Below are 18,510 nucleotides of genomic sequence, written 5' to 3'. Positions count from 1 at the left end.
CGCGTCGTTTTACCCAGCTCCTTGCTGGTGATTCCGCGGTGGTGGGGCGCTCGGCGCCTCATTCTCTTGTGATTTTCCGATGCCGGCTCCATGCCGGCATTTTCAACTTAGACAGGTCGCGACCATGGCTGTCAATTTTCCCTCGATCGATCCCGCCCAACTTCACCCCGTCGCTGGCGTCACGCTAGGCTGGGCTGAGGCGAACATTCGCAAGCCGAACCGCAAGGACGTGCTGGTCATTTCCGTCGAAGAAGGTGCGACGGTGAGCGGCGTGTTCACGTCGAACCGGTTTTGTGCGGCGCCCGTGACCGTGTGCCGTGAGCATCTGGAGCACGTTCGTGCCGGCGGCAAGGCGATTCGCGCGCTGGTGGTGAACACCGGCAACGCCAACGCGGGCACCGGCGAGCCGGGCCTCGCCCATGCTCGCGAAACCTGCGTCGAGCTGGCGCGCCTCGCCGGGATCGCGCCGGAACAGGTGCTGCCGTTCTCGACCGGCGTGATTCTCGAACCGCTGCCGGTCGAGCGCCTGAAGGCTGGCCTGCCTGCCGCGCTGGAGAACCGCCAGGCTGCGCATTGGTACGACGCGGCGCAAGCCATCATGACCACCGACACGCTGCCTAAAGCCGCGTCGCGCCAGGTGACGATCGGCGGCCACACGGTGACGATGACCGGCATCAGCAAGGGGGCGGGCATGATCAAGCCGAACATGGCCACCATGCTCGGTTTCCTCGCCTTCGACGCCGCCGTTTCGCAGCCGGTGCTAGACGCGCTGGTCAAGCATGTCGCGGACCGCTCGTTCAATTGCATCACGATCGACGGCGATACCTCGACCAACGACTCGTTCATCCTGATCGCCTCGGGCAAGTCGAGCCTGCCGGCCGTGACGTCCACCGATTCGCCTGCCTATGCTGCATTGCGCGAAGCGGTGACCGAACTCGCACAGACGCTCGCCCAGTTGATCATCCGTGACGGCGAAGGCGCCACCAAGTTCATGACGGTGCAGGTGGAAGGCGGTTCGAACGTGGCCGAATGCCGCCAGATCGCCTATGCGATCGGCCATTCGCCGCTGGTCAAGACGGCGTTCTACGCGTCGGACCCGAACCTCGGCCGGATTCTCGCGGCCATCGGCTATGCCGGCGTGACGGATCTCGATGTCGGCAAGATCGACCTGTATCTGGACGACGTGCTGGTGGCGAAGGCGGGCGGCCGCAATCCGGAGTACCGTGAGGAAGACGGCCAGCGGGTGATGAAGAAGGCGGAGATCCTGATTCGCGTCGTGCTGGGCCGCGGTGACGCGCAAGCCACGATCTGGACTTGCGACCTGTCGCATGAGTACGTGAGCATCAACGCCGACTATCGTTCGTAAGCGGCCCCCAAGGCTGCCGCTTCGCTTTCATTTTTCGTCATGGATAAACTCGAACAGTTTTTGACCCGCGCCGAAGCGCTGCTCGGCCGCCTGGAAGCCGTGCTTCCGCCTGCGGCGCCGGAGGTGGACTGGTCGGCGGCGGTGGCGTTTCGCTGGCGCAAGCGCCAGGGGCGCGGCTACCTGCAACCGGTTCCGGCTATCTCGGACATCACGCTCGACGACCTGCAGAACATCGATCGCCAGAAAGGGCTGATCGAGCAGAACACCCGCCAGTTCGTCCTCAAGCAGCCCGCCAACAACGTGCTGCTGACGGGCGCGCGCGGCACCGGCAAGTCCTCGCTGATCAAGGCTTGCCTGAACGCATATGCCAAGGACGGCCTGCGTCTGATCGAAGTGGACAAGGACGACCTGCACGATCTGGGCGACATTGTCGATCTGATCTCGCAGCGTCCTGAGCGCTTCGTGGTGTTCTGCGACGATCTCTCGTTCGAGGAAGGCGAGTCCGGCTACAAGGCACTGAAGGTGGCGCTGGACGGCTCGGTGGCCGCGCAGTCCGATAACGTGCTGATCTACGCGACCTCGAACCGGCGCCATCTGTTGCCCGAATACATCAGCGACAACGAGACGTACAAACATACGTCCGATGGTGAGATTCATCCGGGGGAAGTGGTCGAAGAAAAGATTTCACTGTCCGAGCGCTTCGGGCTGTGGGTCAGCTTCTATCCGTTCAAGCAGGACGACTATCTGTCGATCGTCGGGCACTGGTTGCAGCACTTCGGTTGCGATGCCGCGGAAATCGAATCGGCGCGCGGCGATGCGCTCGTATGGGCGCTCGAACGCGGCTCGCGCTCGGGGCGTGTGGCATGGCAGTTCGCCCGTGACTGGTCCGGCCGGAAGTCGCAGGCATGACGGATACGACCGAGGCAGCTATCGCAAACCCTCAAGGCCGGCCGGTCACGGAAGTGGCGGTCGGCGTGCTCGTCCAGCCGGACGGGCGCTATCTGCTCGCCCAACGGCCAGCCGGTAAGCCTTACGAGGGGTATTGGGAGTTTCCGGGTGGCAAGCTGGAGCCGGGCGAATCGGTCGAGGCGGCGCTGGCTCGCGAACTGCACGAGGAACTGGGTATCGAGGTCACCGCGAGCCACCGCTGGCATACGCTCGAGCACGATTACCCGCATGCCTACGTGCGGCTGTACTTCTGCAAGGTGACGCAGTGGACGGGCGAGCCGCACGGCCGCGAAGGCCAGGCGTTTGTCTGGCAGTCGCTGCCTGCGGAGGTATCGCCGTTGTTGCCGGCGACCATTCCGGTGCTGGAGTGGCTTGCCGCGGAATAGTGGTGATCAAGAAGGTCGAGTGGGGCGCAGCCTCAGGCTGCGCCCCTGACACCTGCCCCGACTGCATCAGGTGATTTGGGAGCGTGCAACCCTCGACTCGAGCCGGGCGGGGGCGTGTGAGGCTCGGCGCGCGCGTGGCGAACCACGCTTAGTGCGGGTTGTAGTCGCCGGTTGGCTCGTCGTCTGACGGCGCTTCTTCGTCGGTGCCGCCGATCTTGTACTTCTCAGCGGCCCATGCACCGAGGTCGATCTGCTTGCAGCGTTCGGAGCAGAACGGGCGGAAGCGGTTTTCAGGCGTCCAGCGGACTTCCTTCGCGCAGGTTGGGCATTTAACGACAGTAATCATTCGGTCAGGCAGTCAATCGGAAGCGGGACAAGTCTCTAATATAGGGGCATTTTCGCTGCTTGAAAGGCAAGCCCGTCGACACAGGCGCGAAGGCCGGGTTACAGGCTGCACAGGGTGAGCTGAAACGGCACATCCACATCCACCGCGCGCGGCCGCAGGTCGCCGTCCTGAACCGTGAAGCGCACCCACAGCATGTACTTGTTGGCGCTCGCCTCGGGAATTACCCGCAACTCCGGCGCGACGCGCACCTGCATCAGCTGATACGAGCGGCCAGACAGCATCTGCTGGTAGCTTCCCTGCATGGCCATGACCTTCGACGCCTGACCCGACTCGCGAGCGAGGCGCAACACGATAGTGGCAGCGTCGCGCAACGGCAGGAGGGGCATGACCCACTTGGCGATGTCCTGGCGGCGCTGATCCGGATGGGTTTGCTGCCATGCATAGTAAGACGGCAGGTCGAACTTGCAGGTGCCGCCTGGGATGATGGCGCGGCTGCGGATACTGGCCAGCCACTCATTGTCTGCAAGATGCTGGCCAGTCTTGCCTTGCATCTGCGAGAGCCCCGCGAGTGTTTGCTCGATTTCGCCAAGCACCGCTTCGAGCGCGTTTTGCTCGATTCCCGGATTGCCGCGAAACGGCGCAAGCGTTTGCCGCTGCCGTTCCAGTTCCTTCATCAGATCCGACTTCAGATCCGCGCGACCGGCGACCTCAGAGATTTCAAACAACGTCGTCAACGCGACATGATGTTCCCTGGCATCTTCCTGAGTCAGAAAGAACGTGAAGCGCTCGAAGAGGTCTTCGAGGCGCAACAGCGTCCGGATTCGCTCGTTGAAGGGATACTCGTAAAGGATCAAGCGGGCTCGCCTCGGGCGTGGTCGGTGACGGGAATGCAGAACATTCTAATGCCGTGAGACTACCCTAGCAATCACACACTTTCTTGCTGCGCTATCGCAGGTTTTTCCGCGCGTTTTGCCGCTGTTTGAGTGTGGTCACCGTTCTTTAGTGAGACAGCGGGAGCGGGCTGTGTTGGCACTGCGTGTCTCGCTGTTTCCCTGCCACGCCCAACGCTCACACGCCCGCCAGCGACAGGTATAGACGATGCTGGGCCTCTACCTGTGCGCTGAGTTCCTCCATTGAGGTGTTGTCATTGACGATGACTTCGTCGGCGGCGGCGAGGCGCGCCTCGCGGGTTGCCTGACGCGCGATGATCGCCAGCACCTGTTCACGGCTGAAGGCGTTGCGGCGCATAACCCGTGCGATCTGCGTCTCGACGCTGCAGTCCACGGTCAGCACTCGGTCTACGCGGGTTTTCCATGTGCCTGACTCGACCAGCAGCGGTACCACCAGCATCACGTACGGTCCGCTTGCCTCGTTCCTCGCGCGCTCGGTCTCGGTTCGAATCAACGGATGAGTGATCCCTTCGAGACGCCGACGTGCGTCTTCGTCACTGAAGATCAGCGTGCGCATGCGGGCGCGGTCCAGTGAACCGTCTGCTGCAACGAACGCAGCGCCGAATTCGCGGGCGATCTGGGCTATCGCCGCGCCATGCGGTGCGGTGATCTGATGGGCGATCAGATCGGTGTCGACGATCGCCACGCCGTGCGCAGCAAACAGGTCGGCGACGGTCGACTTGCCGCTGCCGATCCCGCCTGTCAGTCCCACAGCAAACATGCGTCAGCCTCCGAATGCCAGATAGAGAGGGGTGCCGAGAAACAGCGTAAGTGCGCCGCCGGCTGCGAGGAACGGGCCGAACGGCAGCGGCTCCTCGAAGCGCATGCGGCCGCGCCACGTTGCCGCGAGTCCCACGACGGCGCCGGCTACTGCCGCGATCAGCACGATCTGCGGCAAGGCGATCCAGCCGAGCCACGCGCCGAGCGCGGCGAGCAGCTTGAAGTCGCCGTAACCCATGCCTTCGACACCGCGCACGAGCTTGAACAGCCAGTGCACCACCCACAGTACAAGATAGCCGGCGATCGCGCCTGCCACCGCATCGTGCAGGCTCGCAAACATGCCGTTGAAATTGACGATCAGGCCGGCCCACAGCAGCGGCAGGGTCAGCGAGTCGGGCAGCAGGTGCGTGTCGATGTCGATGGCGCTCATGGCAAGCAAGGCCGCGCACAGGCCGAACGCGGCGAGCGCCATGACGCCTGGGCCGAATACGAGCAGTGCGCCCGCGGCGCAGGCGGCGCTGGCGATTTCGAGCAACGGATAGCGCGCCGATACCGGAGCCTTGCATGCGGAGCATCGGCCGCGCAGCAGCAGGTAGCTCGCGAGCGGAATGTTTTCCCACGACCTCAGCACGTGGCCGCAGTGCGGGCACGCGCTGCGCGGCAGCCACAGGTTATAGCGCGCCGGCAGGCCATCGTCCTCGAGCGCCTGGCCAGTGGCGTCGCAGACTTCTTCACGCCAGGCGCGTTCGAGCATGATGGGCAGGCGGTGGGCAACCACGCTCAGAAAGCTGCCGATCACCAGACCGAAAACGATTGCAAAGGTGAGCTGCACGCCGGCCGGCAAAGCGCCAAAGTTGGCGCCGAGGCCAGCCGCAAAGTGGCCATGAAGCGCGCTGAAGGAAGTTTCTGACACGGTCGCGTAGTTAGCTGGCATGGCGAAAGAGTTGGATTCGGCTGCGATGCTACACCACGTTGCCGAGTTGAATAATGGGAAGATACATCGCAATAACAAGACCGCCGACCAGCGTCCCCAGCACGATGATCACCAGCGGCTCGCACAGGCTCGCAAGCGTGCCGATCTTTTCGTCAACCTGACGATCGCTGAGCGACGCGACGTCGATCAGCATGGTATCCAATGCACCGGACTCCTCTGCGACGGCCACAGGCTGAACCACTTCAGCCGGGAAGCAATGGACGGCGCGCATCGCGGCGGCGAGGCGTTCGCCGCGCCGCAGGCGGGCCGCGATGTCGACGGTCGCACGATCGAACCAGGCGTTGCCGGTAGCGTGTGTGAGTGAATCGAAGGCGTCGGCGAGCGGTGTGCCGGCTGAGAGCAGCGTACCGAGCGCACGGCTCCAGCGGGCGGCGCACAGTGTGGCGAGTAGCGGGCCCGCGACAGGCAGGCGCAGCGATATGCGAGCCATTGCCAGGCGCGCCTTGTCCGAATGCCGCAACAGATAACTCAGCGCGAATCCACCCGTCACTGCCAGCGCGAGCGCCGGCACGCTCCAGCGCGCGGCAGCGGCGGACAGCGCCATGACGATTTGCGTGGGCGCCGGCAAGCGCGCGCCGAAGCCGTCGAAGATCTGCTTGAAGGTCGGCACCACCCAGATCAGCAGCGCGGCGGTGATGCCGAGCGCCAGCAGCAGAATGGCGACCGGATAGGTGAGCGCGGCTTTTACTTTGGCGCGTTGTGCGGCGCTCCGCTCGCGGTCGTCGGCGATGCGGGCCAACACAGCGGGCAGCGCACCGGCCGTCTCGCCGACCGCGACAAGCTGGCAATAGAGCGCGTTGAATTGCGCGGCGTGGCGCGCCAGCGCGGCTGAGAAGCTCAGGCCACCGGTGATGTCGCGGGCCAACGCGGCGACGATGCGTGACATGCCCCGCTGGCGTGGCGCAGGGGCTTGCGCCAGCAGGTCGAGCGAGGGGGCGAGCGGCAGCCCGGCGCGCAGCAGGCTGGCCAACTGACGCGTGAAGCGGGTCACCTCTGCGGCACGTGCCTGAGGACGCGGCGCCGGTCCGCGCATCGTGAGTTCGACAACGAACAGTTTGTCGCGCTTGAGCGCCGCGCGCGCGGCATCTGCGTCGGGCGCAATCAGCATGCCGCTGTGCGGCGTGCCTGCCGCGTCGACGCCGCGCCACGCAAAGCGCAGCTCTGGCGCATCGGTCCCGGGTACACGAGCCGCCATCGTCATGCGACCTCAGTGGCGCTTAGCGCTTCAGCGAGGCTGGTGGTGCCGTCCTTCACGAGCGTCAGCGCGGCGTCGCGCAGCGTGGTCACATGTTCGGCATGCGCCAGGCGCGCCAGCGCATGGCTGCCCGCGCTCGCGACGATCAGCTCGCGCATTGCGTCCGATACCGGCATCACCTGGTGAATGCCGATCCGCCCGCGAAAGCCGATCCCATGACACGCGTCACAGCCCACCGAACGGTAAGGCTGCCAGCCTTCGAGCTGGCCGTCGGCGAAGCCGGCTGCATGCAGCGCCGCCGCCGATTGCGGCGCCGGTGTCCGGCACGCCGCACAGAGCCGCCTCACGAGCCGTTGCGCGGTCACCATGCGCAATGCGGCGGCGAGGTTATACGGCTCGACACCGATGTCGATCAATCGGGCAACAGCCGCCGGCGCGTCGTTGGTGTGCAGCGTAGAGAGCACCAGGTGGCCGGTCTGCGCGGCTTTGACGGCGACATCGGCGGTTTCTTCATCGCGAATCTCGCCGACCATGATCACATCCGGATCCTGGCGCAGGAACGCGCGGAGCGCGACTGCAAACGTGAGACCGGCCTTCTCGCGCACGCTGACCTGGTTGATGCCGGCCAACTGGATTTCCGCCGGATCTTCGACTGAGCAGATATTGCGCGACTCCGCGTTCAGCATCTGCAGGAAGCAGTACAGCGAGAGGGTTTTGCCGCTGCCCGTGGGACCTGTCACCAGAACCAGCCCGTGCGGTGCGCCAATGGCCGCCTCGAGCGACGCACGCTGAGCGGGGTTCAGACCAAGGGAATCGAGCGAGAGGGTGGCGGGCAGCGCGTCGAGCCGGCGCAGCACCAGCTTTTCTCCGAACAGCGTGGGCAGCGAGTTGACGCGATAGTCTTCGAAGCGGCCGGGGCCAGTGGCAATGCGTAGCCGCCCGTCCTGCGGCACGCGCCGCTCGGCGATGTCCATGCGCGCCAGCACTTTCACCCGCGTGATGAAGGCATCGCGCAGATGCGCGGGCGGTGGGGCGATGGCGTGCAGTACGCCATCGATGCGCAGACGCATGCGCCAGCCTTGCTCTGCGGGCTCGATATGCAGATCCGATGCGTTGCGGCGCGTAGCTTCGCGCAGGGTATCGCTCAGCAGGCGGACGGCGGGTGTGTTGTCAGCGTCGGCGAGTCCGGGCGTGGTGTTTTGGCCGGGCGTGTCGTCGCGGATTGCGCCGGCAAAGGGGCCGGCAGTGGCGTTGGCAGCGGGGCCGACAGCGGAGAGAACAGGCGACGCAGACGGCGCCGAAGTGGTTAAGGCAGCGGCCGGTCTGGCTTTAACAGGGCTGCCGCGATACGGTGCGCCAGCCTGGCTGACTGTATCTGCGAGGCGCTGCGCTGAAATAGCAGGCACGGAACGGCGGGAGGATGACATCGAAGATAACCGGCCGGGAGCCGCCTGTAGAACATGACGGCTCCATCATCCGTTACGCCGCTCGCCAGCGCCATTCGGCCGGATGGCCAGATGCGCCGTGCACCCGCCAGCTCAACCGCGCTGCGCCTTGCTGCCCTTCTTCGCCCCCGAGCGCGATCCCGGCTTGAAAATCTTGACGGTCCGGACCGCCTGATCGTCACTGCGCATCACTTCGAGTTTGATCTCACCGATCTGCACGCACACATCGCCGTCGGGAATCTCTTCGAGCACTTCGAGAATCAGCCCGTTGAGTGTCTTCGGTCCGTCAGTCGGCAGCGTGAGCTGCAGCCACCGGTTCAGTTCGCGCAACGGCATGCTGCCGGAGACGATGCACTCGCCGTCCTCATTCCAGCCGCCCCGCGAATTCGCGCCTCGCGGGATCGACGTGGTGAACTCGCCGATCAGCTCCTCGATGATGTCTTCCGGTGTCACCAGCCCCTGTAGTTCGCCGTATTCGTTGACGACCAGCGCGGTACGGTGGCGGCTCTCCTGGAAGTACTGCAACTGTTGGAACACCGGCGTGCCGCTCGGCACGAAGTACGGTTCGGCGAGCAGTTCGCGCAATGTCTCTCGCTCGAGTTCCTGGTTATGCAGCGCTGAGAGCGTCTTGCGCACATGCAGCACCCCGAGCACACGGTCGATGTCGCCTTGATACACGATCAGCTTGTTGTGATAGCAGGTTTCGAGCTGATGCAGGATCTGCTCGAACGGCGCATCGAAATCGAGCGCCTCGATCCGGCGGCGCGGAATCATCACGTCGTCGACGGAGATGTTCTCCAGATCGAACAGGTTCAGCAGGATGCTGCGGTGCTTGGTCGGCATGAAGCTGCCGGACTCCAGCACGATGGTGCGCAGCTCCTCGGTTGAAAGGCGCTGCTCGTGCGCGCCCTTCGTGTTGATGTGCAGGATGCGCAGGATGGTGTTGGCGAACAGGTTGACGAACCAGACGATAGGCCTCGTCGCACGCATGAGCGGTGCGATCAGCAGGCTCGCCGGCAGCGCGATCTTTTCCGGAAAGGTGGCGCCGACGATCTTCGGCGTGATCTCAGCGAACACGATGATCAGGAACGCCACGATGCCGGTGGCGATCGACAGCACGAGATTGTTGCGGCCAAACGTATGCAATGCGACCGAGGTGGTCAGTACCGGGATGATCGTGTTGAACAGGTTGTTGCCGATCAGGATCACGCTCAGCAACTCGTCGGTGCGTGCGAGCAATCCTTGCGTGGTTTTGGCGCCGAGAACGCCCTGATTGGAGAGGTGCTTCAGGCGGTGGCGGTTGAGCGCCATCATCGCCGTTTCGGAGATAGAGAAAAAACTGGAGCAGACAAGCAGCAGGAAGACGGCGCCTATCTGCGCCCATAAGGGTAGTTGTTCCACGTGTCGCGAACTGGTAGGGGGCGGGATGGGGAGAATATAGCAGAGGGTGCCGCACTCGCCCGCCTGGCCAGAAGGCATAGGACGGCCCGGATTCGCGGTGCATCTGCACGTATCTGCACTTTGGCAGAAAACGACAGACGAAAAAAAACCGCGCAAATCTGCGCGGTTTTTCAAAATCTGGTCGGGGTGAGAGGATTCGAACCTCCGGCCTCTACGTCCCGAACGTAGCGCTCTACCAGGCTAAGCTACACCCCGATTTGTACTGCATTGACTCGATTCAGACTAATCCGGCATTTAAGTCTCGTTCAAGACTGTCTTGCCGTCGAGTAAAAACATAATTCTAGCAGGCTATCTTTGAAAATGGAATCCGGAAACGAAGAAATTGCTGCTGCGGCTGCCTGCGCTTCCTTCTTCGCGCATTCCAGCGTGTGATCCAGCGCGCCCGAGCGCGTGATCGCCTCGAAAATGGTGTCGAAGCGGTCTGTACCGCCTTGCTCGATCGCCTCACGCGCAAGCGCCGACTGCTCCGGCGTACCGCGCTCGATCAGATAGATAAGCGGCAGCGTGGGCTTGCCTTCGCGTAGGTCGTCACCGGCATTCTTGCCCATGGATTCGGCCGTGCCGGTGTAGTCGAGCCAGTCGTCCATGATCTGGAAGGCCGTGCCGATGCGCCGGCCGAATTCCGCCGCTGCCGCCTCGGTGGTTGCATCCACGCCCGCCAGCACGGCGCCGAGCTGGGCCGCTGCCTCGAACAGCTTGGCCGTCTTGTAGCGGATCACCTGCATGTAGCGGGCTTCGTCCACGTCGGCGTCATGCATGTTCAGCAACTGCAGGACTTCACCCTCGGAAATGATGTTGGTCGCTTCCGAGAGAATTTCCATCACCCGCATCTTGCCGACCCCGACCATCATCTGGAACGAGCGCGAGTACAGAAAATCGCCCACCAGCACGCTGGCGGCATTGCCAAACAGGGCGTTCGCGGTCTGCCGGCCGCGCCGCAGGTCGGATTCGTCGACCACGTCGTCGTGCAGCAGGGTGGCCGTATGGATGAATTCGACCACGGCAGCCAGTTCGTGCCGGTACCCGGTGGTTTCGCCCAGCGCGCCCGCCACCAGCAACAGCAGCGCGGGACGCAGGCGTTTGCCGCCGGCGCTGATGATGTACTCGGAAATCTGGTTGATCAGCATCACCTCGGACGCCAGGCGGTGCCGGATGACGCGGTTCACCTGCTCCATGTCTTCGGCAATCGGAGCGAGCAGGCTGGCGGCGTTGGGAGAGGGAGTGGCAGTCGACGACATGATGGCTGAATTGGGTAGTGCCGCGAATTATAAGGCGAATCGCGACAGTTCCGTGCCGCAGCCTGCGGGATCGACGCGCGGCCGCCCGTGTGGCGGGGCTCTACGGGGACTTGCCGCGCCTGTCAATGAGTTTTGACCGCGCAGCTAACTCTATGTATAATCACGGGTTTCCGCGCGTGGTGCGTGGAGAAAATGAACACAGAGTGAGGTTCTCAATGTACGCGGTCATAAAAACCGGTGGCAAGCAGTATAAAGTTGCCGTCGGCGAAAAACTTAAAGTAGAACAGATACCGGCAGACATTGACGCTGAAATCACGCTCGACCAGGTTCTCGCAGTGGGCGAAGGCGAATCGATTAAGTTCGGTACGCCGCTGGTCAGTGGGGCTTCCGTCAAGGCTACCGTCGTATCGCAAGGTCGTCACGCCAAAGTGACCATCTTCAAGATGCGTCGCCGGAAGCACTACCAGAAGCATGGCGGCCACCGCCAGAACTACACCGAACTGCGCATTGACGCGATCAACGCGTAAGCGCAACGGTTAAGGAGCTATTAAATGGCACACAAAAAGGCAGGCGGATCGTCACGTAACGGCCGCGACTCCGAGTCGAAGCGTCTCGGCGTGAAGGTTTACGGCGGTCAAGCCATCAACGCTGGCGGCATCATCGTGCGTCAACGCGGCACGCGCATGCACCCGGGCGAAAACGTCGGTATCGGCAAGGATCACACCTTGTTCGCGCTGACGGACGGCCACGTCAAGTTCACGACGAAAGGCGCAGCCAAGAAGCACACGGTCAACGTCGTCCCGGCAGCAGTCTGAGTCTATTCAGGCACGGGCTTCAGGACCGGAACAAAGGCCCCGCGAAGTTGGCGGGGCCTTTTTCATTGCACATTGATGGCTGACATTGTTGTCGTGAGCCCGCGCGGATGGCCAATCGGCCGATTGTTCAACGCACCGCGGGCGCGGCAAAATAGCGATAAAACACGGGACGGAGTTACGCATGAAGTTCATTGACGAAGCGAGGATTGAAGTCATCGCCGGCGACGGAGGGGATGGCAGCGCGTCGATGCGCCGCGAGAAATTCGTCCCGTTCGGCGGTCCGGATGGTGGCGACGGCGGCCGCGGCGGCAGCGTCTACGCTGTGGCAGACCGCAACATCAACACGCTGATCGACTACCGCTACGCGAAAAAGCATATGGCGCGCAACGGCGAAAACGGCCGCGGCGCGGACTGCTACGGCAAGGGCGGCGACGACGTGACGCTGCGCATGCCGGTCGGCACGATCATCTCGGACATGGAAACCGGCGAGCTGATCGCCGACCTGACCGAGCATAATCAGAGCGTGCAGATCGCCCAGGGCGGCGCGGGCGGCCTCGGCAACCTGCATTTCAAGTCCAGCACGAATCGCGCGCCGCGTCAGAAGACCGATGGCAAGCCGGGCGAGCGCCGTATGGTGCGCCTCGAACTGAAGGTGCTGGCAGACGTCGGCCTGCTCGGCATGCCGAACGCCGGCAAGTCCACCTTCATTTCGTCGGTGTCGAACGCGAAGCCGAAGATTGCCGACTACCCCTTCACCACACTTGCGCCGAATCTGGGCGTGGTGCGCGTGGGCCCGAGCCGCAGCTTCGTGATCGCCGACATTCCCGGTCTGATCGAAGGCGCCGCCGAAGGCGCGGGCCTTGGGCACCAGTTCCTGCGCCATTTGCAGCGCACAGGCCTGTTGCTGCACATCGTCGATGTCGCGCCGTTTGACGACGCGGTCGATCCGGTCGCCGAAGCCAAGGCAATCGTCAACGAGCTGCGCAAGTACGACGAACTGCTGTTCGAGAAAACCCGCTGGCTGGTCCTGAACAAACTCGACATGGTGCCCGAAGACGAGCGTCAGGCGCGCGTGGCCGCGTTCCTCGAGGGCTTCGGCTGGGACGGCCCGGTGTTCGAAATTTCGGCGCTGACGGGGCAGGGCTGCGAAGCGCTGGTCTATGCGGTCTACGACCATATCGCGGCGCATTCGGATGCACAGCGCCAGGCCGAGGCCGAAGATCTCGCTGCCGACGTGCGCTTTCGCGAAAAGCAGCAAGGCGCGGCTTCGAGCGGGTCGGGCGCGCAGGGCGACCCGGTTCGGCCGCAGGAATAACGGGTATGGCTTGAGCGCCGGCGTGCCTGCATCGGGCCGCCGGCCGGCATCACGGATTATCTTGGGAGACCGCGCACAATGCGTTCCGTCATCGCAGACTCCAGGCGATTGGTAGTGAAAGTCGGATCAAGCCTCGTCACCAACGACGGCCGGGGCCTCGATCATGCCGCGATCGGCCGCTGGGCAGCGCAGATCGCCGCGTTGCGCGCGCAGGGCAAAGAGGTCGTGCTGGTGAGCTCGGGGGCGATCGCCGAAGGCATGCAGCGGCTTGGCTGGACCAAACGTCCACGCGAGATCGACGAGTTGCAGGCCGCGGCCGCAGTCGGGCAGATGGGGCTTGCACAGGTGTACGAAAGCCGCTTTGCCGAGCATTCGATCCGTACGGCGCAGATTCTGCTGACCCATGCCGACCTGGCGGACCGCGAGCGTTACCTGAATGCGCGTTCCACCTTGCTGACGCTGCTGCGTCTGGGCGTGGTGCCGATCATCAACGAGAACGACACGGTCGTTACCGACGAAATCAAGTTCGGCGATAACGACACGCTGGGCGCGCTGGTCGCGAATCTGATCGAAGGCGATGCGTTGATCATCCTCACCGATCAGCAAGGTCTCTTCACTGCTGATCCGCGTAAGGACCCGTCGGCCACGCTGGTCCAGCAAGCCGATGCCGGTGCGCCGGAACTCGAGGCGATGGCCGGCGGTGCCGGTTCGAGCCTGGGCCGCGGCGGCATGCTGACCAAGATTCTCGCGGCCAAGCGTGCGGCCCATAGCGGCGCGAACACGGTGATCGCGAGCGGCCGCGAGCCAGACGTGCTGGCGCGTCTGGCCATCGGCGAGGCGATCGGCACGCAGTTGATTGCCCGCACCGCGCGGATGGCGGCGCGCAAGCAATGGATGGCCGACCACCTGCAGGTGCGCGGCCACGTGGTGATTGACGACGGCGCCGTCGAAAAGCTGACGGAAGGGGGCAAGAGCCTTCTACCGATTGGCGTGATCGGCGTACAGGGTGCGTTTGCGCGCGGCGAGGTGATTGCCTGCCTGAGCGCGGCGGGGCGTGAAGTGGCGCGCGGTCTGACGAATTACAGCAGCGCCGAGGCCAAGCTGATTCAGCGTCGCCCAAGCGGTGATATTGAAGGAGTGCTCGGCTACATGCTGGAGCCGGAACTGATTCACCGCGATAACCTCGTGCTGGTTTGAGGCAGACGGCCGCTGCGGGCGCAAAAGACGAAGCCAGGCAGCGAACCGAAACGGCGCTTCCAGACCACACTCACGATCCGGATCTCGCCTGCAAAAAAGCCGTTCCAACTCAGGTTGGAACGGCTTTTTTTAATCCCGGCGCTGCCGGAACTGCACGCAACTGCAAGCGCCACGCGGCAAGACCCGTCGGTTCAATGAAGCTGCGACGCCGCAGTCCTTCCAAGACGCATGTTGTCCAGAATCTGCTGCGCCTTACCGGTCGGAATCTTGTTCGCGCAGAAGTAGTCCTGATACAGCGTTGCCTGATACCCGTTCAGCGTGCTGTCCTCGATCCGTGCGAACGGCGTAGCGACCGTGTCGTCCCAGCCGTCGTGATCCGCGTTGAGGGCCGCGTACTGGCGCCACTCGTACGTGTCGCAGCGAATCCCTTCATAGTTCACGTTGTGCGCGCCGCTCGGGCTCGTCACGACCACCGTGTACCGCACCACGCCGTCGTCGCCGACGCTGAGCGACTTGGAGTCGAGCGCGAAGGTAAGCGGGGTGTTGCCCGAGACGACGAACGGGACCAGATTGGCAGCCAGCGGCAGCGAGGGCAGCGTGTCGACCTTGTTTTCCGTCCAGTTGGGCTTGCGGTCGAACAGATACGTAAACGCGCTGTCATCCTTGTTGCTGGGTTTGGGGGTGCTCGAACAGCCAGCCAGCAGGGCGCCGGTGGCAGCCAGCGCCACGACGAGAGCAAGTGCTTTCAATATGATTTCCTCGAAACGCCGGCGCGGCTCACGAAGAGCCGCGCCGGCAGATGCGGCGCTGAAAGCCGCATCGGGTTTAATCGCGCAGACCCGGCTGGGTCAGGGAGGTGTCGACGGCCCCACAGTCGGACTCGATCGTTGTGCGAATCGTAGTCTCGACCGTGACGGTCGTGGCAGACACCTCCTGCAATTCCGTCACGGTCGACGCTATCCGGGGATAGCGCGGCCCGTGATGGCCGCCGGGTTTTTCCGGACGCGGCGCAGCACGGCGCAGAAAACGGGACAATTCCGTCAACGCCAACTGATATACATCCCGCTTGAACTCGATCACACAGTCTAGCGGCACCCAGTACTCGTTCCAGCGCCACGCATCGAACTCCGGATGATCGCAGGCGCGCAGGCAAATATCGCAGTCGCGCCCAACCATCCGAAGCAGGAACCAGATCTGTTTCTGGCCGCGGTAATGACCGCGTACTTCACGCTTGATGAACTTGTCCGGCACCTCATAGCGCAACCAGTCGCGCGTGCGACCGATAATCTTGACATGCTCCGGAAGCAGGCCGGTTTCTTCGTGTAACTCCCGATACATCGCTTGCACGGGGGTCTCACCATACTTGATGCCCCCTTGCGGAAACTGCCAGGAATGTTCACGGAGCCGTTTGCCCCAAAACACCTCGTTGTGCGCGTTCAAGAGGATGATGCCGACGTTCGGGCGAAAGCCTTCACGATCCAGCATACAACCACCTTCGAATCCTTTAAAATTGCTTTGATTATAAACAGATAACGGGCCTGACGCACCGAATCGCACCAGATTGGAACGATTCGCCGCAAAGGCGGCGCGTTTGCGGTAGCCTGTGGGCCATCCGGCGCAGCGGCATGGCCGTCGCAGGTACTGCGGCGGCTTCGGCCTAAGGGTTTTCCGTAGGCTTGCCGCGTGTCCGTGACGTCCTTGTCGCGCCTTTGTCGAATCCCCACCGTTTTCACCTTTCGGGCGGTCGCTCCGGCGCCGCCGCTTTTGGAAAATTCTGAATGAAAGCCACCCGTTTCTTTATCGGCACCCTGAAGGAAGCCCCTGCCGACGCCGAAATCGTCAGTCACAAGCTCATGGTGCGCGCCGGCATGATCCGTCGCGTGGCCGGCGGCATCTATAACTACCTGCCGGTTGGCTTGCGTTCGATCCGCAAGGTGGAAGCCATCGTGCGCGAAGAAATGAACCGGGCCGGCGGCATCGAGTTGCTGATGCCGGCGGTGCAGCCCGCCGAGTTGTGGCAGGAATCGGGCCGCTGGGAAAAATACGGGCCGGAACTACTGCGCTTCAAGGATCGCAAGCAGACCGACTTCGTGATCGGACCGACGCACGAGGAAGTCGTCACGGACATCGCTCGCAATCAGATCAAGAGCTACCGGCAGATGCCGGTGAACTTCTACCAGATCCAGACGAAGTTTCGCGACGAGATCCGCCCGCGTTTCGGCGTGATGCGTGGCCGCGAGTTCATCATGAAAGACGCGTACTCGTTCGACAAGGACCAGGACGGTCTGAAGGAGTCGTATCGCAAGATGTATGACGCCTACGTGCGCATCTTCACGCGTCTCGGTCTCGATTTCCGCGCGGTGGCGGCGGATAACGGTTCGATCGGCGGCAGCGGGTCGCATGAGTTCCACGTGATTGCCGACACCGGCGAAGACGCCATCGCCTATTGCCCGACTTCGGATTTCGCCGCCAACGTCGAAGCGGCCGAAGCGCTGCCGCTGATCGCCGGGCGCGCAGCCGCGGCCGAGCCGATGCAAAAAACGGCGACGCCCGGCAAGGCCAAGTGCGAAGCGGTGGCCGAGCTGCTGAACATCCCGCTCGAGCGCACCATCAAGTCGATCGTGCTCGCCACCGAAAACGAAGGCGCCGAGCCGACCATCTGGCTGCTGATGCTGCGTGGGGACCACGACCTGAACGAGATCAAGGCGGCCAAGCTGCCGGGTCTTGCCGACTTCCGTATGGCAACGGAGGCTGAGATCGTCGAGACCTTCGGCACGCCGCCGGGTTACCTCGGTCCGATCAACACCAGGAAGCCGGTCAAGGTGGTCGCGGACCGCACGGTCGCGAACATGAGCGACTTCGTGGTCGGCGCGAACGAGGTGGATTACCACATCGCCGGCGTCAACTGGGGCCGCGATCTGCCTGAGCCGGTCGTCGCGGACATCCGCAACGTCAAGAAGGGCGATCCGTCGCCGGACGGCAAGGGCGTGCTCGACATCTGCCGCGGGATCGAAGTGGGTCACGTATTCCAGCTCGGCAAGAAGTATTCGGAAGCGATGAACGCCACGTTCCTGGACGAGACCGGCAAGCCGCAGCCGATGGAAATGGGCTGCTACGGGATCGGCGTGTCGCGTATTCTCGGCGCGGCGATCGAACAGAATTTCGACGACAAGGGCATCATCTGGCCGGAAGCGATTGCCCCGTTCGAAGTGGTGCTGTGCCCGATGGGCTACGACCGCAGCGAAGCCGTGCGCGAGCAGGCCGACAAGCTGTATGCGGAGCTGGTTGCAGCGGGCGTGGACGTGATCCTCGACGATCGCGGCGAGCGTCCGGGCGTGATGTTCGCCGACTGGGAACTGATCGGCGTGCCGCACCGTCTCGTGATCGGCGATCGCGGCCTGAAGGAAGGCAAGATCGAGTATCAGGGCCGGCGCGACACCGAAGCGACCTTGTTGCCGGTTGAAGGTGCAGCGCTGACGGTGACGGAGAAGGTCCGCGCAGCACTCGCGCACTAAGGGGAGCGGACGGTGGAGTACAACTTCCTGTCTGCGACCGTCCTGCTCCTTCTGATCACTGACCCGCTCGGCAACATCCCGCTCTTCATCAGTTGCCTGCGCGGGGTGGCGCCGGAGCGGCGCGCGATCGTCATCCTCCGTGAGGTGGCGATCGCTTTCGTGATCCTGCTGGTGTTCATGGTGGTGGGCGATCGCTTTCTGCGGATGATGAATCTCACCGACCAGTCGTTGCGGATCGGCGGTGGGATCGTGCTGTTTCTGATTGCGATCCGCATGGTCTTCCCGCATCCGGACGGCCCGTTCGGCAACGACACACGCGGCGGCGAGCCATTGATCGTGCCGCTCGCGATTCCGGCGCTAGCCGGTCCGTCGGCGCTGGCGACGGTGATGCTGCTGACCTCGCAGGCGCCCGGCAAGACGCTGGAATGGGTTGCCGCGCTGACGGTGACGATGCTGGCTTGCGCGATTGTCCTGATGCTGGCGGAGCGTATCCAGAAGTGGCTCGGCGAGCGCACGATGATGGCGTTCGAGCGGCTGATGGGACTCGTGCTGGTGGCGATCTCGGTGGAGATGATTCTCGGCGGGATCCGCTCGTTCGTTCACCAGTTGTGAGTGACGA

At 63.5% G+C, this 18,510-nt stretch carries 19 protein-coding genes and 1 tRNA gene; 9 read left to right on the top strand and 11 right to left on the bottom strand.

Annotation, left to right across the window (positions count from 1 at the left end):
• The first annotated feature begins 124 nt into the window (after positions 1–124).
• From argJ to FFS45_RS19390, 3 genes are read left to right on the top strand one after another with little or no spacing between them, the layout of a single operon-like run.
• On the top strand, positions 125–1,366 hold the full coding sequence (argJ, locus tag FFS45_RS19400) for a bifunctional glutamate N-acetyltransferase/amino-acid acetyltransferase ArgJ (RefSeq protein ID WP_137956248.1): 1,242 nt from the start codon (positions 125–127) through the stop codon (positions 1,364–1,366).
• A 39-nt stretch (positions 1,367–1,405) separates the two neighbouring features.
• Positions 1,406–2,275, top strand: coding sequence for an ATP-binding protein (locus FFS45_RS19395; protein ID WP_137956247.1), 870 nt, complete (start codon positions 1,406–1,408; stop codon positions 2,273–2,275).
• A complete protein-coding gene (locus tag FFS45_RS19390) occupies positions 2,272–2,700 on the top strand; it encodes an NUDIX domain-containing protein (protein ID WP_137956246.1) in 429 nt (142 codons plus the stop codon). Before FFS45_RS19395 ends, FFS45_RS19390 begins: the two co-directional genes overlap by 4 nt.
• Before the next feature lie 148 nt (positions 2,701–2,848).
• Here FFS45_RS19390 and yacG read toward each other — a convergent pair whose 3' ends face one another.
• The 9 genes from yacG to FFS45_RS19345 form a co-directional block, all read right to left on the bottom strand.
• Positions 2,849–3,046, bottom strand: coding sequence for a DNA gyrase inhibitor YacG (yacG, locus tag FFS45_RS19385; protein ID WP_090686760.1), 198 nt, complete (start codon positions 3,044–3,046; stop codon positions 2,849–2,851).
• 98 nt (positions 3,047–3,144) lie between these two features.
• Positions 3,145–3,900 (bottom strand): cell division protein ZapD, encoded by a 756-nt coding sequence (gene zapD, locus FFS45_RS19380; RefSeq protein ID WP_137956245.1) that lies wholly within the window; start codon positions 3,898–3,900, stop codon positions 3,145–3,147.
• Between the two features lie 214 nt (positions 3,901–4,114).
• On the bottom strand, positions 4,115–4,717 hold the full coding sequence (gene coaE / locus FFS45_RS19375; RefSeq protein WP_137956244.1) for a dephospho-CoA kinase: 603 nt from the start codon (positions 4,715–4,717) through the stop codon (positions 4,115–4,117).
• A gap of 3 nt (positions 4,718–4,720) precedes the next feature.
• Positions 4,721–5,650 carry an A24 family peptidase gene (locus tag FFS45_RS19370; protein WP_137956243.1) on the bottom strand — a complete coding sequence of 310 codons (930 nt, stop codon included), beginning with the start codon at positions 5,648–5,650 and terminating at the stop codon, positions 4,721–4,723.
• 28 nt (positions 5,651–5,678) lie between these two features.
• On the bottom strand, positions 5,679–6,911 hold the full coding sequence (locus FFS45_RS19365) for a type II secretion system F family protein (protein ID WP_137956242.1): 1,233 nt from the start codon (positions 6,909–6,911) through the stop codon (positions 5,679–5,681).
• A complete protein-coding gene (locus FFS45_RS19360; RefSeq protein WP_249362851.1) occupies positions 6,908–8,332 on the bottom strand; it encodes an ATPase, T2SS/T4P/T4SS family in 1,425 nt (474 codons plus the stop codon). Before FFS45_RS19360 ends, FFS45_RS19365 begins: the two co-directional genes overlap by 4 nt.
• A gap of 111 nt (positions 8,333–8,443) precedes the next feature.
• Positions 8,444–9,751 (bottom strand): HlyC/CorC family transporter, encoded by a 1,308-nt coding sequence (locus tag FFS45_RS19355; RefSeq protein ID WP_137956241.1) that lies wholly within the window; start codon positions 9,749–9,751, stop codon positions 8,444–8,446.
• A 178-nt stretch (positions 9,752–9,929) separates the two neighbouring features.
• A tRNA-Pro gene (locus FFS45_RS19350) sits at positions 9,930–10,006 on the bottom strand.
• Between the two features lie 50 nt (positions 10,007–10,056).
• Positions 10,057–11,049, bottom strand: coding sequence for a polyprenyl synthetase family protein (locus FFS45_RS19345; RefSeq protein ID WP_137956240.1), 993 nt, complete (start codon positions 11,047–11,049; stop codon positions 10,057–10,059).
• A 215-nt stretch (positions 11,050–11,264) separates the two neighbouring features.
• Between FFS45_RS19345 and rplU the strand changes: the two genes are divergently transcribed.
• The 4 genes from rplU to proB all read left to right on the top strand — a co-directional run bounded on the left by rplU (position 11,265) and on the right by proB (position 14,376).
• Positions 11,265–11,576, top strand: coding sequence for a 50S ribosomal protein L21 (rplU, locus tag FFS45_RS19340; protein ID WP_007180329.1), 312 nt, complete (start codon positions 11,265–11,267; stop codon positions 11,574–11,576).
• 24 nt (positions 11,577–11,600) lie between these two features.
• Positions 11,601–11,864 (top strand): 50S ribosomal protein L27, encoded by a 264-nt coding sequence (rpmA, locus tag FFS45_RS19335; RefSeq protein ID WP_137956239.1) that lies wholly within the window; start codon positions 11,601–11,603, stop codon positions 11,862–11,864.
• Between the two features lie 181 nt (positions 11,865–12,045).
• A complete protein-coding gene (gene cgtA / locus FFS45_RS19330) occupies positions 12,046–13,179 on the top strand; it encodes an Obg family GTPase CgtA (protein ID WP_137956238.1) in 1,134 nt (377 codons plus the stop codon).
• Positions 13,180–13,257: 78 nt separating this feature from the next.
• Positions 13,258–14,376, top strand: coding sequence for a glutamate 5-kinase (gene proB / locus FFS45_RS19325; RefSeq protein ID WP_137956237.1), 1,119 nt, complete (start codon positions 13,258–13,260; stop codon positions 14,374–14,376).
• 191 nt (positions 14,377–14,567) lie between these two features.
• Here the strand turns inward: proB and FFS45_RS19320 are convergent, their stop codons facing one another.
• Positions 14,568–15,125, bottom strand: a complete 558-nt coding sequence (locus tag FFS45_RS19320) for a CNP1-like family protein (protein ID WP_137956236.1) — start codon at positions 15,123–15,125, stop codon at positions 14,568–14,570.
• A gap of 76 nt (positions 15,126–15,201) precedes the next feature.
• Positions 15,202–15,861 (bottom strand): RNA pyrophosphohydrolase, encoded by a 660-nt coding sequence (locus tag FFS45_RS19315; protein ID WP_137956235.1) that lies wholly within the window; start codon positions 15,859–15,861, stop codon positions 15,202–15,204.
• 293 nt (positions 15,862–16,154) lie between these two features.
• Between FFS45_RS19315 and FFS45_RS19305 the strand changes: the two genes are divergently transcribed.
• Together FFS45_RS19305 and FFS45_RS19300 are read left to right on the top strand one after the other, a co-directional pair.
• Complete coding sequence (locus tag FFS45_RS19305) at positions 16,155–17,891, top strand: proline--tRNA ligase (RefSeq protein ID WP_137956233.1); 1,737 nt, start codon at positions 16,155–16,157, stop codon at positions 17,889–17,891.
• A 12-nt stretch (positions 17,892–17,903) separates the two neighbouring features.
• On the top strand, positions 17,904–18,503 hold the full coding sequence (locus FFS45_RS19300; RefSeq protein ID WP_137956232.1) for a MarC family protein: 600 nt from the start codon (positions 17,904–17,906) through the stop codon (positions 18,501–18,503).
• Positions 18,504–18,510 lie beyond the last annotated feature (7 nt).

It is taken from the genome of Burkholderia sp. 4M9327F10, from assembly GCF_005503145.1.
In the GTDB taxonomy this organism is placed as follows: Bacteria; Pseudomonadota; Gammaproteobacteria; order Burkholderiales; family Burkholderiaceae; genus Paraburkholderia.
Note: the sequence above shows the minus strand (reverse complement) of the source record. Positions and strands in the feature narration are given on the sequence as shown.

What these genes read in the sequence shown, in the direction of transcription:
- argJ (WP_137956248.1), top strand. Translation starts at nt 125, where the DNA reads ATGGCTGTCAATTTTCCCTCGATCGATCCCGCCCAACTTCACCCCGTC.
- FFS45_RS19395 (WP_137956247.1), top strand. Translation starts at nt 1,406, where the DNA reads ATGGATAAACTCGAACAGTTTTTGACCCGCGCCGAAGCGCTGCTCGGC.
- FFS45_RS19390 (WP_137956246.1), top strand. Translation starts at nt 2,272, where the DNA reads ATGACGGATACGACCGAGGCAGCTATCGCAAACCCTCAAGGCCGGCCG.
- yacG (WP_090686760.1), bottom strand. Translation starts at nt 3,046, where the DNA reads ATGATTACTGTCGTTAAATGCCCAACCTGCGCGAAGGAAGTCCGCTGG.
- coaE (WP_137956244.1), bottom strand. Translation starts at nt 4,717, where the DNA reads ATGTTTGCTGTGGGACTGACAGGCGGGATCGGCAGCGGCAAGTCGACC.
- FFS45_RS19370 (WP_137956243.1), bottom strand. Translation starts at nt 5,650, where the DNA reads ATGCCAGCTAACTACGCGACCGTGTCAGAAACTTCCTTCAGCGCGCTT.
- FFS45_RS19365 (WP_137956242.1), bottom strand. Translation starts at nt 6,911, where the DNA reads ATGACGATGGCGGCTCGTGTACCCGGGACCGATGCGCCAGAGCTGCGC.
- FFS45_RS19360 (WP_249362851.1), bottom strand. Translation starts at nt 8,332, where the DNA reads ATGTCATCCTCCCGCCGTTCCGTGCCTGCTATTTCAGCGCAGCGCCTC.
- FFS45_RS19345 (WP_137956240.1), bottom strand. Translation starts at nt 11,049, where the DNA reads ATGTCGTCGACTGCCACTCCCTCTCCCAACGCCGCCAGCCTGCTCGCT.
- rplU (WP_007180329.1), top strand. Translation starts at nt 11,265, where the DNA reads ATGTACGCGGTCATAAAAACCGGTGGCAAGCAGTATAAAGTTGCCGTC.
- rpmA (WP_137956239.1), top strand. Translation starts at nt 11,601, where the DNA reads ATGGCACACAAAAAGGCAGGCGGATCGTCACGTAACGGCCGCGACTCC.
- cgtA (WP_137956238.1), top strand. Translation starts at nt 12,046, where the DNA reads ATGAAGTTCATTGACGAAGCGAGGATTGAAGTCATCGCCGGCGACGGA.
- proB (WP_137956237.1), top strand. Translation starts at nt 13,258, where the DNA reads ATGCGTTCCGTCATCGCAGACTCCAGGCGATTGGTAGTGAAAGTCGGA.
- FFS45_RS19315 (WP_137956235.1), bottom strand. Translation starts at nt 15,861, where the DNA reads ATGCTGGATCGTGAAGGCTTTCGCCCGAACGTCGGCATCATCCTCTTG.
- FFS45_RS19305 (WP_137956233.1), top strand. Translation starts at nt 16,155, where the DNA reads ATGAAAGCCACCCGTTTCTTTATCGGCACCCTGAAGGAAGCCCCTGCC.